Raw genomic sequence first — 15,046 nt, 5'->3', positions numbered from 1 at the left:
CTACGATGACGGCGATGAGAACTCGATCCGCCCGCGTCTCGGCCCCGCTCGTCCCGGCACCGCGTCGACTGCTGCGGCGCGGGGCGGTCCTGGTGGCCGCCGTCGCGCTGGCCGGCGGTGTCGTCGCGTGTACCCCGAAGCCGGCCGGACCCGAGCCCGCCGCACAGGAGTTCCTCACCGACTTCGCCGACCGGGACTTCGCCGCGGCCGCCGCCCTGACCGACCGTCCCGAGCCGGCCGAGGAGGCGCTGGCGGAGACGTGGAACGGACTACAGGCGGAGACGCTGGCGGTGGACACCGACGGCGTGCGGATCGACGGGGACACTGCGACGGTCACCTACGTTTACGAATGGGGCCTGCCCGGTGAGCGCGTGTGGCGGTACTCCGGCGAGATGAACATGGGCCGCAGCGGGAACGACTGGGTGGTCCGCTGGACCCGGTCGAACCTGCATCCCCAGCTCGGCGATCGGCAGCGGATGCAGCTGCGGACCAATCCCGCCCCCCGCGCGCGCGTCAACGAGCATTCCGGCTCGGATGTGCTCGTTCCGGGCATCGTCTACGGTGTCGGTTTCGACGCCACGGCGGCCGGCGACGTCCGGGGTGCAGCGCGGGCGTTGTCGGCGGCGCTGACACAGTTCGACCCGTCGCTGACCGCGCAGTCGATCGCCGAGACCGCCACCGCCGCCGAGGGCGCCCACTCGGTGGTGCGGCTGCGTGAGGAGGACTACGAACGCGTCGCCGGCACCCTCGCGGCGATTCCCGGCGTCACGATCACCGAGCAGGCCGACCTCGTCTCCACCGACCGCAGCTTCGCCCCCGATCTGGTCGGCCAGATCAAGAAGACCGTGATCGACGAGGTGGACGGCAAGGCCGGGTGGAGCGTGGTCGCCGTCAACCAGAACGGCGTCGACACCGGTGTGCTCACCGAGACCCCGCCCGAGCCGGCGCCGTCGTTCTCCATCAGCCTGGACCGTCCCATCCAGGTGGCGGCGCAGGCCGCCGTCGACGCCCGCGCGGAACAGGCGATGATGGTGGTGATCGAGGCGTCCACCGGCGCGGTCCTCGCCGTCGCCCAGAACAAGGCGGCCGACCGCGACGGACCGGTCGCGCTGGCGGGGCAGTACCCTCCCGGCTCCACCTTCAAGATCATCACCTCGGGCGCCGCCATCTCCAGCGGTCTCGCCACGCCCGGCACCATGGTGGCCTGCCCGGGACGGATCACGATCGGCGAGCGCAGCGTCCCCAACTACAACGAATTCTCGGTCGGCACCGTGCCGATGGCGACGGCGTTCGCGCGCTCGTGCAACACCTCGTTCGCCAAACTCGCCTCCGAGATGGCGCCCGACGCCCTCACCGTCGCGGCCGCGCAGTTCGGCATCGGACCCGAGTACGAGGTGGTGGGCATGCCCACGTTCTCCGGGTCGGTGCCGCCGGCCGAGGACCTGGTCCAGCGCGCCGAGGACGGCTTCGGTCAGGGCAAGGTCGTCGTCAGCCCGTTCGGGATGGCCCTGGCCGCCGCGACCGTCGCGCACGGCAGCGCACCCGTGCCCTACCTGTTGCAGGGACGCGAGACAGCCGTCACCGGCGACCGGCCGCCCGTCACCCCGGAGATGATCGACGGCCTGCGCGGCATGATGCGGCTGGTGATCACCAGCGGCACCGCCGACCGCATCCGCGACCAGGGCGAGGTGTACGGCAAGACGGGTGAGGCCGAGGTCGAGGGTGGCTCCCACGCGTGGTTCGTCGGCTACCGCGGCGACCTGGCCTTCGCCACGCTCGTCGTGCGCGGCGGCAGCTCCGACAACGCCGTCGCCGTCACCCGCGACATGTTCGCGGCCCTCCCGGAAGGGTACTGACCGGCCCGGGCGGGGGTTGCCGGCCGGCACCCGGACGAGCCACCGGCCGGGTCGCTCAGGGCAGCAGACCCAGGCGCCGCGCGGACACCACCGCCTCGTGCCGGGTGTGGGCGTCGAGCTTGCCCATTGCGCTGCGCAGGTAGCTCTTGACCGTCTCCGGGCCGACCGACAGCCGGTCGGCGATCTCGGCATTGGTGCATCCCAGTGCCACGTGCGCGAGCACGTCGGTCTCGCGCGGCGAGAGCACCACGTCGGTCGGTTGCGGGGCCGGGCCGCCGAGCGCCCCGGCCAGCCGGTCCGACAGCGCCCGCAGCTTGCGCTGCAGGCCGGCGTCGTCCACGGACTGGGCGAGGCCGCGCAGTTCCGCGTGCACGTCCCGGATCTGGGCCGCCGCGACCGGGTTCTCGGACGGCCGATCGAGGGAGCCGAGCAGCGCCAGCCGCCGGTCCACCTCGTCCCGGATGGCGATCTCGCTGCTGAGCCGGCGCGCCGCCTGCACGAACGCCCCCACCGCGCGATCGCCGAGCGGTGAGCACTCACGGATCGCGCCGTAGAGGACGGCGCGGGCCGCCCCTCCCACCATCACCGGCACCGCGAGGATCGACCGCAGCCCCTCGCTGAGCACGGGCCGGTCGAAGTGGTGGGTGATCGACGACGACCGGCCGTAGTCGGGCACCGTCGCCGGCCGGGCCCGGTCCACCACGAGGCCACCCAGGCCCGCCCGCGGCGGCACCACGACCCCCTCGAGGCCGTTCGTGCGGGTGCCGAAGAACTCGGTCAGGTGCAGGTTCCCGTCGCGGACCTCCCCGGCGAACACGACGGGAATCAGTGCCTCCGCCGCGGTGCGGCGGAGCTCGCCGCGCAGTGCGTCGCTGTCACGGGGACGAAGGAGAGGCGAGGTGCCGGCCGGCGCCATCGGTCACCCCTTTCCGGGGGTATCGGGACGTACTTGTGACTTGGATCATAAAGGAATCGATCCTCGGGACGTTCACCCCGGGGCGCTTCACGAGAGGACGGATTCGATGACCACCGAGACCACCGCGCGTGCGTATTCCGAGCAGGAGGCACGAGTGCGGGAACTGCTGGACCGCTACGACACCGCCGACGCGTGTGCCGCACAGCTGCTGTGCGACGGGCATCCCGCGGACGCCGTCGCGTTCACGGTGGTCGAGGCGGACCTGAGCGCGACCGATCTGACCTTCGGTTACCTGCGCGAGCAGTCCTCCCGCTTCGCCGCGGCCCTGGCCGACCTCGGCGTCGAGCCGGGCGACCACGTCGCCACCCTGATGGGCAAGTCCGCGGACCTGGTCGTGGCGCTGCTCGGCATCTGGCGCCGCGGTGCCGTGCACGTGCCGCTGTTCACCGCGTTCGCACCCCCGGCGATCGGTTTCCGGCTGCAGGCAAGCGGCGCGAAGGTGGTGGTCTCGGACGCCGACCAGGTGGGCAAGCTCGCGCCCGGCGAGGACATCCCCGCCGACGCGCCCTGGCAGATCGTCGTCGCAGGTCACACCGAGGGCGGTGCCGCCGGCATCGGAGTGAGCTTCGCCGACCTGGTGGCCTCGCACGACGCGGACGATCCGCGCGGTGCCGCGGTCGCCGTCGGCGGGCACGGCGGACTCGTGCAGCTGTTCACCTCCGGCACCACCGGCACTCCGAAGGGCGTGCCCGTGCCGGTACGGGCGCTCGCGTCGTTCCACGCCTACCTGGACTTCGGCCTCGACGTGCGTGAGGACGACGTGTTCTGGAACGCCGCCGATCCCGGCTGGGCCTACGGGCTGTACTACGCGCTGCTCGCGCCGCTGGCCGCCGGGGTGCGCAGCCTGCTGCTGCATGCCGGGTTCTCCGCCTCCCTCACCTGGCAGGTGATGGAGAAGTTCGGGGTCACCAACTTCGCGGCCGCGCCCACCGTCTACCGCAGCCTGCGAGCGGACTCGGCGCCCGTGCCGGAGTCGATCTCGCTGCGCCGCGCGTCCTCGGCCGGCGAGCCGCTCACGCCCGACGTCGTGGCGTGGTCGGAGCAGACCCTCGGCGCGGTGGTGCGCGACCACTACGGGCAGACCGAGCACGGCATGTTCGTCGTCAACGCGTGGGCCGACGGGCTGCGCGAGGAGGTGCGGCCCGGGTCGATGGGCAAGCCGCTGCCCGGTTGGTCCTGCGCCGTGCTGTCCGACGACTCCGACGAGATCGCCGCCCCCGGCGTGCCCGGGCGCGTGGCGATCGACACCCACGCCAGCCCCCTGCTGTGGTTCACGGGTTACGTGGACGCCCCGGAGAAGACCGCGCAGCGGTTCACGGAGGACGGCCGCTGGTACCTCACCGGCGACGCCGGGCAGGTCGACGAGGACGGCTTCTTCTACTTCTCGGCCCGCGACGACGACGTGATCATCATGGCGGGCTACCGGATCGGCCCGTTCGACGTCGAGAGCGTGCTGGTGATGCACGAGCACGTCGTCGAGGCCGCCGTCGTCGGCATGCCCGATCAGCTGCGCGGTGAGGTGCTCGAGGCGTTCGTGGTGCTGCGCGACGGTGTCGACGGCACCGACGAGCTCGAGGCGGAGCTGCAGCAGCTGGTCAAGCGCAAGTTCGCGGCGCACGCCTACCCGCGGACCGTGCACTTCGTGCCCCAGCTGCCGAAGACGCCCAGCGGCAAGATCCAGCGCTACATCCTGCGCCAGGGCTGAGCCCCCGGGTGGGGGGCGGTGCGGCCGCCGGGCCGCGTCGCCCCCCGCTGCGCGGGGCCTATTCTGGTGGGCATGCCTGTTCGCACCGCACTCGTCCCCGGAACCGTCTCGCCTGTCCGTGCCGTCCCCAACGGGATCGAGCGACCGGAGTACGCGTGGAAGCCGACGGCGAAGGAAGGTCACGAGCCGTGGGTGCAGACCCCGGAGACCATCGAGAAGATGCGGGTCGCCGGCCGCATCGCCGCGCAGGCACTGGCCGAGGCGGGCAAGGCCGTCTCGCCGGGCGTGACCACCGACGAGCTGGACCGCATCGCCCACGAGTACATGTGCGACCACGGCGCGTACCCGTCCACGCTGGGCTACAAGGGCTTCGCCAAGTCGTGCTGCACGTCGCTGAACGAGGTGATCTGCCACGGCATTCCGGATTCGACGGTGATCGAGGACGGGGACATCGTCAACATCGACGTCACCGCCTACATCGGGGGAGTGCACGGCGACACCAACGCCACGTTCCTGGCGGGGAACGTCTCCGAGGAGCACCGCCTGCTGGTCGAGCGGACCCGTGAGGCGACGATGCGGGCGATCAAGGCCGTCAAGCCGGGCCGGGCGCTCAACGTCGTCGGCCGGGTCATCGAGGCCTACGCGAACCGGTTCGGGTACGGGGTGGTGCGCGACTTCACCGGTCACGGCATCGGCGAGACGTTCCACAACGGGCTGGTGATCCTGCACTACGACCAGCCGTCCGTCGACACCGTGCTCGAACCGGGAATGGTGTTCACGATCGAGCCGATGATCAACCTCGGCACGGTGGACTACGAGATCTGGGACGACGGCTGGACCGTGGTCACCAAGGACCGCAAGTGGACCGCCCAGTTCGAGCACACCATCGTGGTCACCGACACGGGGGCGGAAATCCTCACGCTGCCGTGACTCGGCCGGGTGCCGGCGGCGGCGCCGTGTCGCGTACCGTGCTTCGGCATGGAACCGACTGACGTGGCGATCCCGGCCGGCACCTTCACCGTTCGCATCGACGGCCCCGAGAGCCGGCACGCGGTGCTGTTGCTGCCCGGCGCCGGGGAATCCGCCGACGTCTACGACGCGGTGTGCGAGCGGCTGCACCATTCGGATCTACGCACGTTCGTGCCCGAGACCATCGAGGGTCTCGACGTCGCGGGCGTGCACGCCCTGCTCGACGCCCTGAAGCTGCCGTGGGTGCACCTCGTCGGCAGCGGCGCCGGGGCGGAGCTGGCGTGGGCCGTCGCGTCGGGCCGGTTCGGCCGGTTCGCCAGCCTCGTCGTCGCCGACCGGGGCCATCCGGCGGTGCCGGACGCCGAGGGCGTCGTGCGGGACGCGAACGCCGCCCCCGCCGAGGTGCCCACCACCGTGCTCGTGGGCAGCGCTGCGCGGCGCGCGGAGGCCGACGCCTCGATGCGGTACGTCCTGTCGGAGTTCCGCGTCGTCGAGCTGAGCGGGGTGGGCAACATCCCGGCCGAGGCGCCGGCGGAGCTGGCCAGCGCGATCGCCCTGCGCACCGGCAGCTGGTAGCAGCGGGCGGCTTCGCCGCCGGTGTGTCCTTCGGGAGGCCGGAACCGCCCGAAGGACGCACGCGGCCTACAGACCCAGCAGCGCGTTCTCGACCAGTTCCGGCAGGGCCGGGTGGATCCAGTACTGGCCGGTGGCCGTCTCTCGCGCGGTGAGACCGAAGCTCATCGCCTGGATCAGCGGCTGGATCACCGACGACGCCTGGGCGCCCAGGATGTGCGCGCCGAGCAGCTTGCCCGTGGCGCGGTCGGCGATCACCTTGCAGAAGCCCTCGGTGTCCTCCATCGCCCAGCCGTAGGCGACGTCGCCGTAGTACTGGATCTTCACCGCGACGTCGTAGCCCTGGGCGCGGGCCTGCTCCTCGGTCAGCCCGACCGTCGCGATCTGCGGGTCGGTGAACACCGCGGACGGCACGAAACGGTGGTCCGAGCGGCGCAGCGCGGAGGTGTCCCCGCCCCACGCGTCGTGGAGCAGGTTGTGCTGCACGACCCGGCCCTCGTGGTTCGCGACGTGCTTGAGCTGGTGCGACGACGAGACGTCACCGAGCGCGAAGACCCCGCGCGCGGTGGTCCGCTGGAACTCGTCCACGACGATCCGGCCGTCCTCGTGCAGCGCGAGCCCGCCGGCGGCGGCGTCCAGTGCGTCCCCGTTGGGCGTGCGTCCCACCGCGACGAGCAGCGCGTCGCCGCTGACGGTGGTGCCGTCGGCCAGGTCCACCTCGACGCCGTCGCCGACGGCGCGGAAGGCGGTCGCGGGGTTGGACAGGTGCACGTCCCACCGGTCGGTGGCCAGACCGGTGAAGTGCTCGGCGAGGTCGTGGTCGAGGTGCCGCAGCAGCTGACCGGTGCGGGCCAGCACCGACACCCGGGTGCCGAGGGCGGAGAAGACGTGGGCGAACTCCATCGCGATGAACCCGGAGCCGAGGATCACGAGCGACTCGGGCAGCTTCGGCAGCCGCATGATGTCGTCGTTGGTGTAGTAACGCACCCCGCCGTCGAGTACCTCCTGCGGGATCACGGGCCGCGCGCCCGCCGCGACGACGACCTGGTCGGCGGTGATGATCTCCCCGGTGCCGGTGTCGAGGGCGCGCTCGCCGACGAACCGGGCGTGCCCGCGGTGGACGGTGACGTTCGCGCAGTCCTCCGTGCGGTAGCGCTCTCCGCCTGCCGCGATCGGGTCGATCCGGCCGAACACGCGGTCGACGATGTCGTTCCACCGGACCCCGTCGACCGTCGCGTCCACCCCGTACTTCGCGGCCTTGCGCACGGTCTGCGCGACCTCCGCCGCGTAGACGTACATCTTGGTGGGGATGCAGCCGACGTTGAGGCAGGTGCCGCCGAAGGTGCCCTGCTCGAGGATGGCCACCTTCTTGCCGTCGTATCGCTCGTCGACGATCGAGTTTCCGGATCCGGTGCCGATGATGGCCAGGTCGTAGTGGCTCACTGTTCTCCCGTAGTCAGGTTCGCGCGGACGGTCACAGGGTTCTGCTGTGACCGTCCAACCAGTCCAGCCACAGATCCAATTCCCGGAATGCCACCTCGAGGACCTCCGGTGTGGAGAGGAACACATCGTGGCGGGCACCGGTGATCGGGACGATCGTCGTGCGGTCGCCCAGGCACCCGGCCCAGCGGGCGATCTGCTTGACGTCGAGGACCGCGTCGGCGGTGTCCACCGCGGGGTCGTACGCCGGGGCCCAGCGCGTGTCCTTCGACCGCAGGATCAGCGACGGGACCCCGACGTCGAGGCCGCGGTGCAGCCGCGCGTGGCCGCGACGGACCGCGCGGAGCCAGCCGAACGTGACGGGGAACCCGGCCAGCGGCTTCCAGTCCAGGTCGTACTCCCACTGGCCGTTGGCGTTCCTGTGCAGGCTCATCCCGTAGGTGTCCAGGCTCTGCCCCGGGATGACGGCTCGGCTGCGGACCCGGCCGACGGTGTCGACGGCGACGGTGCCGAGGCTGCGCAGGATCGAGGGCCCCTGCAGGTCGAACCACGGGCTGTTGAGGATCAGGCCCTGGATCCCGGCGCCGCCTGTGCCGCCGGGCCGGCGGTTCAGCCGGTCGAGCCACAGCGGCAGGACCAGCCCGCCGGTGGAATGCGCCACGAGGAGGATGCCGCCGCCGACCTCGCTCCGGACGACCCGCAGCGCCTCCTCGAGCTCGGCGTCGTAGTAGGTCAGGTCGGTGACGAAGTGCGGCGTCTGCTCCGGTTGCCGGGAGCGGCCGCACTTGCGCAGGTCCAGGGCGAAGAAGCGGTACCCCTGGGCCGCGAAGTGCTCGGCGAGGTGCTGCTGGAAGAAGTAGTCGGTGAATCCGTGCACGTAGATCACGGCACGGTCCGGGGCGGACTCGCCGCCGGGGTAGACGGACGGCTGATAGCGGACGAGGGTGGCGGTGACCTCGCCCTCGCCGTCCGGATCGGGGCCGAGAGGCAGCGTGAGCTGCTCGTATCCGTCGCCGAGGATATCGGGCATCCAAGTAGTCACGATCACACTGTATTGGTCACTACGCGGACCTGTCGTGGGGGCACAATTGGGTGAAGACAAACGCCGGACAACGCGCGGGTAACCTGTTCGTCGCAGTCGGCGCGGCCGCGACGTCGCCGGGATCCGCGAGTGCAGCGAGACCCGGCCGACGAGCACGGACGTGCACGGGACACTCACGCGGAGCAGTGCGGAACGCAACGGCGCGTGCGAACAGACAAGGAAGTCGATCCTCCAGTGTCAGAGAACGTGGTAGAGGCCAAGACCGATGTAGTGCTCGTGGGTGCGGGCATCATGAGCGCGACGCTCGGCGCAATCCTGCGCCGGCTGCAGCCCGACTGGTCCATCACCGCCTTCGAGCGGCTCGACGCCGCCGCGGCGGAGAGCAGCGATCCCTGGAACAACGCAGGCACCGGTCACTCGGCGCTGTGCGAGCTGAACTACACGCCCGCCAAGCCGGGCGGTGGCGTGGACATCACCAAGGCGATCAACGTCAACGAGCAGTTCCAGGTCTCGCGCCAGTTCTGGGCGTTCGCGGTGGACAACGGCATCCTCACCGATCCCAAGAACTTCATCAATCCCGTTCCGCACGTCAGCTTCGTCCACGGCGCCGACAACGTGAAGTACCTGCGTGCCCGCTACGACGCGCTGGCCGGGCACCCGCTCTTCGCCGGCATGGAGTACTCGGAGAGCCCCGAGTACTTCTCCGAGCGGTTGCCGCTGATGGCGCAGGGCCGTGACTTCTCCGAGCCCATCGCGCTGAACTGGACCCAGGACGGCACCGACGTCGACTTCGGTGCCCTCACCAAGCAGCTGCTCAACAACGTCGCCGCGTCGGGCGGCACCGTGCACTTCGGCCACGACGTGACCGACCTGGACAAGCAGTCCGACGGCAGCTGGATCGTCAAGGTCCGCAACCGCCGCACCGGCCAGGCCCGCAAGGTGCATGCCCGGTTCGTGTTCGTCGGTGCCGGCGGCGGAGCGCTGCACCTGCTGCAGAAGTCGGGTATCGCGGAGGCCAAGGGCTTCGGCGGTTTCCCCGTCTCCGGCCAGTTCCTGCGCTGCACCAACCCGGAGCTGATCGCCATGCACAGCGCGAAGGTGTACGGCAAGGCGGCCGTGGGTGCGCCACCGATGTCGGTCCCGCACCTCGACACCCGCGTGATCGGCGGCAAGCAGGGCCTGCTGTTCGGCCCGTACGCCGGCTGGTCCCCGAAGTTCCTCAAGAACGGCAAGCTCACCGACCTGCCCGGCTCGGTCAAGCCCAACAACCTGCTGTCGATGATCGGCGTCGGCCTCACCGAGATGGGTCTGACCAAGTACCTGATCGGTGAGCTGATGCAGTCGCCGCGCGACCGCATCGGCACCCTCGGCGAGTTCGTGCCGCGGGCCCGCATGGCGGACTGGGAGCTCATCACCGCCGGTCAGCGGGTGCAGGTGATCCGCCGCAAGGGTGCGGGTGGAGTGCTCGAGTTCGGCACCGCCGTGGTCAATGCCGGCGACGGCACGATCGCCGGTCTGCTCGGCGCGTCCCCCGGCGCCTCGACCGCCGTTCCGGCGATGCTCGACGTCCTCGAGCGCTGCTTCCCCGACCGGTGGACGGCGTGGCAGGACACCCTCAAGGAGATGGTGCCGTCCCTCGGGGTCAAGCTCTCGGACGACACCGCGCTGTTCGACAAGGTCTGGCGCTGGGGCACCAAGTCCCTGCAGCTCGATGTCGCCTCCGCGGTGGAGGCCACCGCCCCGGCGGAGCCGGCGACGGTCTGACCGCCCGTCCTCCGATGCGGCCTGCGAGGGTCTCGGCCGGGTCCGGCCCTCGCGGGCCGCGCCGTCCGCCGGAACGCCGTGGCGCCCGCGCCCCGGCGGGATACCCTGATCCCAGTCGCTGAGAGGGGCGGGGCTGTGGGCACCGGTATGGAACGGATCTGGCTCGACAGCTACGCCGAGGGGGTGCCGTCGGACATCGCACCCCCCGAGCACTCGCTGGTCGACATGCTGGAGGCGTCGGTCGCTCGGTTCGGGCCACGTCCGGCGCTCGAGTTCTTCGGCGCGGAACTGACCTATTCGCAACTCGGCGACCGGGTGCACCGTGCCGCGGAGGGGCTGCGACGGCTCGGCGTGCGCCCCGGCGACCGGGTGGCGCTCGTCCTGCCGAACTGTCCGGAGCACGTGATCGCGTTCTATGCGGTCCTGCGGATCGGCGGCGTGGTGGTCGAGCACAATCCGCTCTACACCGGCGAGGAGATGGCCCACCAGTTCGCGGACCACGGCGCCACGGTGGCGGTCGCCTGGGACAAGGTCTGTCCGCTGCTGCAGCGGATCGCCGGGGACACGGCCGTCGAGCACATCGTGGCGGTGAACATCACTCGTTCGATGCCGTGGTCCAAGCGGCTCGCGCTCACCCTCCCCGTCCCGAGAGCGCGCGCGTTGCGGGACGCGCTGACGGGGCCGGCGCCGGGGACGATTCCGTGGCAGCGGTTGCTGGCCGACGGACCCCTCGACCCGGAGCATCCGCGCCCCTCCGTCGGCGATCTGGCGGTCGTCCAGTACACGAGCGGCACCACCGGCACCCCGAAGGGCGCGATGCTCACGCACTCGAACCTCGGCGCCAACGCCGCGCAGGGCCGCGCCTGGGTGCCGGGGCTGGTCGACGGCGCAGAGGTCGTCTACGCGGTGCTGCCGATGTTCCACGCCTACGGGCTCACCCTGTGTGTGACCTTCGCGATGAGCATCGGCGCCCGTCTGGTGCTGTTCCCCAAGTTCGACGTGGATCTGGTGCTCGCCGCCGCGAAGAAGCACCCACCCACGTTCATGCCCGCGGTGCCGCCGATCTACGAGCGCCTCGCCCGCGCGGCCCGGGAGCGGTCGGTGGATCTGACGTCGGCGCGCTGGTCGATTTCCGGGGCGATGCCCTTGCCGACGGAGACACTGGAACTGTGGGAGGCGGTCACCGGGGGCGTGCTGGTCGAGGGGTACGGGCTGACCGAGACGTCGCCGGTCGCGGTCGGCAATCCCATCGGACTCGCCCGCCGGCCCGGTGCGGTCGGAGTTCCCTTCCCGAGCACCGAGATCCGGGTGGTCGATCCGGCCGACCCTGAGCGCGACGTCGAACCCGGGCAGCGGGGAGAGCTGCTGATCCGCGGACCGCAGGTGTTCTCCGGATACTGGAACAAGCCCGAACAGACGGCGGAGGCGCTGCTCGACGGCGGCTGGTTCCGGACCGGTGACATCGTCCAGGTCGACCGCGACGGATTCGTCACGGTCGTGGACCGGATCAAGGAACTGATCATCACCGGTGGCTTCAACGTCATGCCGTCCGAGGTCGAAGCGGCGCTGCGGCTGTTCCCGGGAGTAGTCGACGCCGCCGTGGTGGGTCTGCCGACCCCTGACGGCAGCGAGGAGGTGGTGGCGGCGGTGCTGGTCTCGGGCGACGACTTCGACCCCGAGGCGGCGCGGGAGCACTGCCGTTCGCGCCTGGCCGCCTACAAGGTCCCGCGGCGTGTGGTGGTGGTGGACGACCTGCCGCGGTCCCTGATCGGGAAGGTGCTCCGCCGGCAGGTCCGCGAGTCCCTCCTCGTCGGCTGAGTCCTTCGGACGCCGTGCGTGCCGGGCCTGCGGCGTCCCTCACGATGTTCGTACGGCGGATGGCGCCGCGATCGGCCCGGCCCGTAGTGTTTGTGCGTTCCCCGCAGCGTGATGCGCGTTGCACAGTGCCGAAAGATGGGAAGTGCCGGTGTCCAGTGCTGCCGATGACGAGACCAACTACCTGGTCGGGCTCAATTTGCGGGGCCGGCGAGTAGTGGTGGTCGGGGGCGGTACCGTCGCACAGCGACGGCTCGGTCTGCTCGTGGCCGCCGGTGCCCACGTGCACGTGATCACCCGTGCGGCGACGCCCGCGGTCGAGGGCATGGCCACCGCCGGGCAGGTCACCCTGGAACTGCGCGACTACCGTGACGGGGATCTCGACGGCGCCTGGTACGCCATCGCCTGCACCGACGAACCGGACACCAACGCCGCGATCGTCGCCGAGGCCGAACGTCACCGCATCTTCTGCGTCCGGGCCGACAACGCCCGCCGCGGCACGGCCGTCACCCCGGCCACCGCCCACTACGACGGGATGACCGTCGGTGTGCTGGCCGGCGGCGACCACCGCCGCTCCGCGGCCGTGCGCACCGCGATCCGCGAGGCCCTGCAGTCCGGTGCCGTCGTCGCCGACGCCGAGCCCGCCCGCCCCGGGGTCGCGCTGGTCGGTGGCGGCCCGGGCGATCCCGACCTGATCACGGTCCGCGGGCGGCGCCTGCTGGGTCGCGCCGACGTCGTCGTCGCCGACCGGCTGGCCCCGCCGGAACTGCTCGCCGAGCTCGGCCCGCACGTCGAGGTGATCGACGCGGCCAAGATCCCCTACGGCCGGGCGATGGCGCAGGAGGCCATCAACCAGGCGCTGATCGACGGCGCCAAGGCCGGAAAGTTCGTCGTCCGGCTCAAGGGCGGCGACCCGTACGTGTTCGGCCGCGGCTACGAGGAACTCGAGGCGTGCGTCGCCGCCGGAGTGCCCGTGACCGTCGTCCCCGGCATCACCAGCGCCATCTCGGTGCCGTCCGCGGCCGGGATCCCCGTCACCCACCGCGGCGTCACTCACGAGTTCGTCGTGGTCAGCGGCCACGTGGCGCCCGACCACCCGGATTCGCTCACCGACTGGGGTGCGCTCGCGCGCCTGCGCGGCACGCTCGTGCTGCTGATGGCGGTCGAGCGGATCGAGCAGTTCGCCGCCGCCCTGCTCGAGGGCGGCCGGCCCGCGCAGACCCCGGTCACCGTGATCCAGGAGGGCACGCTGCGCACCCAGCGGGTGCTGCGCGCCGACCTGAAGACCGTCGCCGCCCGCGTCCGGGAGGAGCAGATCCGCCCGCCGGCCATCATCGTGATCGGGCCGGTGGCCGGGTTCGACATCGGGCCGGTGGCCGGGGTCGCCCCGGGCGCTCGGTAACGTTGATCCACATGGCCGAAACCTCCTCGCCCGTGAGCTACCCCGTCACCACGCGTGCGCTGGGCCTGGCGATCATCGTCCTCAGCGGTCTGCAGTTGATGGTCGTGCTCGACGGCACGGTCGCCAATCTCGCGCTGGCGCCGCTGCAGGAGGACCTCGGTCTGAGTGACGCGGGCCGCAACTGGGTGCTCACGTCGTACGCCCTGAGCTACGGGGGGCTGATGCTCCTCGGCGGACGTCTCGGCGACGCCTTCGGCCGCAAACGCATGTTCATCGCCGGCGTCGGCCTGTTCACCGTCGCGTCGCTGCTGTGCGGCCTCGCCGTCAACGAGGGCACCCTCGTCGCGGCCCGCGCGCTGCAGGGCGTCGGCGCCGCCGTGGCCTCGCCCACGGCCCTGGCGCTGGTCGCCACCACCTTCGCGCCCGGACCGGCACGCAACCAGGCGATCGCCATCTTCGCGGCCATGACGGGCGTCGGATCGATCGCGGGGCTGATCATCGGCGGCGCCCTCACCGAGGTGTCCTGGCGCTGGATCTTCCTGATCAACGTGCCGATCGGGATGCTGATCGTGAGCCTGGCGGTGGTCGCGCTGCGCGAGACCGCGGCCGAGCGGCTGCCGCTGGACGTGCCGGGCGCGGTGCTCGCCACACTCGGCTGCACCGGTCTCGTCTTCGGGCTCACCGAGGGCCCGGAGATGGGGTGGACCAGTCCTGCGGTGGTCGGCGCGCTGATCACCGGTACCGCGCTGCTCGCGGTGTTCCTCGTCGTCGAGCGCCGCGCCGAGAACCCGCTGCTGCCGTTCGTGCTGTTCCGCAACGCGGACCGGGTCGCGACGTTCGTGTCCATCTTCTTCGCCGGTGCCGTCATGTTCAGCCTCGCCGCGTTCGTCGCCCTGTTCGTGCAGGACATCCTCGGCTATTCGCCGCTGCAGGCCGGCCTGGCGTTCGTGCCCTTCGCCTTCGGCCTGGGCGCCGCCGCGGCGGTCGCGTCGAAGCTGGCGGTGCGGGTGCGGCCCCGCTGGCTGGTCGTCACCGGGGCGCTGATCATGGCGGTCAGCCTCCTGTACGGCTCGACGATGTCGCACACCGTCGCCTACCTGCCGACGCTGTTCGTCCTGGTGCTCGTCGTCGGGTTCGGGGTGGGCCTGGCCGTGGTGCCGCTGCCGCTGTGCGCGATCGCCGGCGTCGGCTCGCACGAGATCGGCCCGCTCGCGGCGATCGCCCAGGTGGCGCAGACCCTCGGCGGCCCCATCGGCCTGGCCGTGATCGGCGCGATGGCCACGTCGCGGACCCTGTCGCTGGGCGGCACGTCCGGCGCCGTCGCCGACATGGATCCCGGCCAGCTCTACGCGCTGGGGGAGGGCTACCTCTTCGCCCTCGTCGGCTGTGCGGTGTGCGCCGTGATCGCGGGTGCCGCGGCGCTGTTCATCCGCTTCACCCCCGAGCAGGTGGCGCAGGCCCAGGTGGCGGAGAAGGCGGCGCAGGGCGCGTAGCCCCGTACCGG

The 15,046-nt window shown here is 71.5% G+C and carries 11 protein-coding genes; 8 read left to right on the top strand and 3 right to left on the bottom strand.

The window, feature by feature from the left end; genetic code table 11:
• The first annotated feature begins 14 nt into the window (after window positions 1-14).
• Window positions 15-1,856 carry a penicillin-binding transpeptidase domain-containing protein gene (locus JYA75_RS20235; protein ID WP_180987038.1) on the top strand — a complete coding sequence of 614 codons (1,842 nt, stop codon included), beginning with the start codon at window positions 15-17 and terminating at the stop codon, window positions 1,854-1,856.
• Window positions 1,857-1,911: 55 nt separating this feature from the next.
• Here the strand turns inward: JYA75_RS20235 and JYA75_RS20230 are convergent, their stop codons facing one another.
• Entirely contained in the window at window positions 1,912-2,772 is an 861-nt protein-coding gene (locus JYA75_RS20230) for a LuxR C-terminal-related transcriptional regulator (protein ID WP_102800117.1), read from the bottom strand.
• Window positions 2,773-2,878: 106 nt separating this feature from the next.
• On the opposite strand from JYA75_RS20230, the gene JYA75_RS20225 reads away from it, so the two are divergent.
• The 3 genes from JYA75_RS20225 (at window position 2,879) to JYA75_RS20215 (ending at window position 6,082) form a co-directional block, all read left to right on the top strand.
• Window positions 2,879-4,537: an AMP-binding protein gene (locus JYA75_RS20225; protein ID WP_065922641.1), complete on the top strand. Its 1,659-nt coding sequence runs from the start codon at window positions 2,879-2,881 to the stop codon at window positions 4,535-4,537.
• Between the two features lie 72 nt (window positions 4,538-4,609).
• Entirely contained in the window at window positions 4,610-5,467 is an 858-nt protein-coding gene (gene map / locus JYA75_RS20220; protein ID WP_065922640.1) for a type I methionyl aminopeptidase, read from the top strand.
• A 48-nt stretch (window positions 5,468-5,515) separates the two neighbouring features.
• Complete coding sequence (locus JYA75_RS20215) at window positions 5,516-6,082, top strand: alpha/beta hydrolase (RefSeq protein ID WP_029543250.1); 567 nt, start codon at window positions 5,516-5,518, stop codon at window positions 6,080-6,082.
• A 66-nt stretch (window positions 6,083-6,148) separates the two neighbouring features.
• Here the strand turns inward: JYA75_RS20215 and mtr are convergent, their stop codons facing one another.
• Together mtr and JYA75_RS20205 are read right to left on the bottom strand one after the other, a co-directional pair.
• Window positions 6,149-7,522: a mycothione reductase gene (mtr, locus tag JYA75_RS20210; protein ID WP_102800118.1), complete on the bottom strand. Its 1,374-nt coding sequence runs from the start codon at window positions 7,520-7,522 to the stop codon at window positions 6,149-6,151.
• A 31-nt stretch (window positions 7,523-7,553) separates the two neighbouring features.
• Window positions 7,554-8,561 (bottom strand): alpha/beta hydrolase, encoded by a 1,008-nt coding sequence (locus JYA75_RS20205; protein ID WP_029543255.1) that lies wholly within the window; start codon window positions 8,559-8,561, stop codon window positions 7,554-7,556.
• A 234-nt stretch (window positions 8,562-8,795) separates the two neighbouring features.
• Between JYA75_RS20205 and mqo the strand changes: the two genes are divergently transcribed.
• From mqo to JYA75_RS20185, 4 genes are all read left to right on the top strand, one after another.
• Window positions 8,796-10,325, top strand: a complete 1,530-nt coding sequence (mqo, locus tag JYA75_RS20200) for a malate dehydrogenase (quinone) (RefSeq protein WP_072635112.1) — start codon at window positions 8,796-8,798, stop codon at window positions 10,323-10,325.
• A gap of 135 nt (window positions 10,326-10,460) precedes the next feature.
• Window positions 10,461-12,143: a long-chain-fatty-acid--CoA ligase gene (locus JYA75_RS20195; RefSeq protein ID WP_029543258.1), complete on the top strand. Its 1,683-nt coding sequence runs from the start codon at window positions 10,461-10,463 to the stop codon at window positions 12,141-12,143.
• Window positions 12,144-12,291: 148 nt separating this feature from the next.
• Entirely contained in the window at window positions 12,292-13,542 is a 1,251-nt protein-coding gene (gene cobA / locus JYA75_RS20190; RefSeq protein ID WP_006937417.1) for a uroporphyrinogen-III C-methyltransferase, read from the top strand.
• An 11-nt stretch (window positions 13,543-13,553) separates the two neighbouring features.
• Window positions 13,554-15,035 carry an MFS transporter gene (locus JYA75_RS20185; protein ID WP_006937416.1) on the top strand — a complete coding sequence of 494 codons (1,482 nt, stop codon included), beginning with the start codon at window positions 13,554-13,556 and terminating at the stop codon, window positions 15,033-15,035.
• Window positions 15,036-15,046: the final 11 nt, after the last annotated feature.

This window comes from Rhodococcus sp. PSBB066 (assembly GCF_017068255.1).
GTDB lineage: Bacteria > Actinomycetota > Actinomycetes > Mycobacteriales > Mycobacteriaceae > Rhodococcus > Rhodococcus aetherivorans.
Note: the sequence above shows the minus strand (reverse complement) of the source record. Positions and strands in the feature narration are given on the sequence as shown.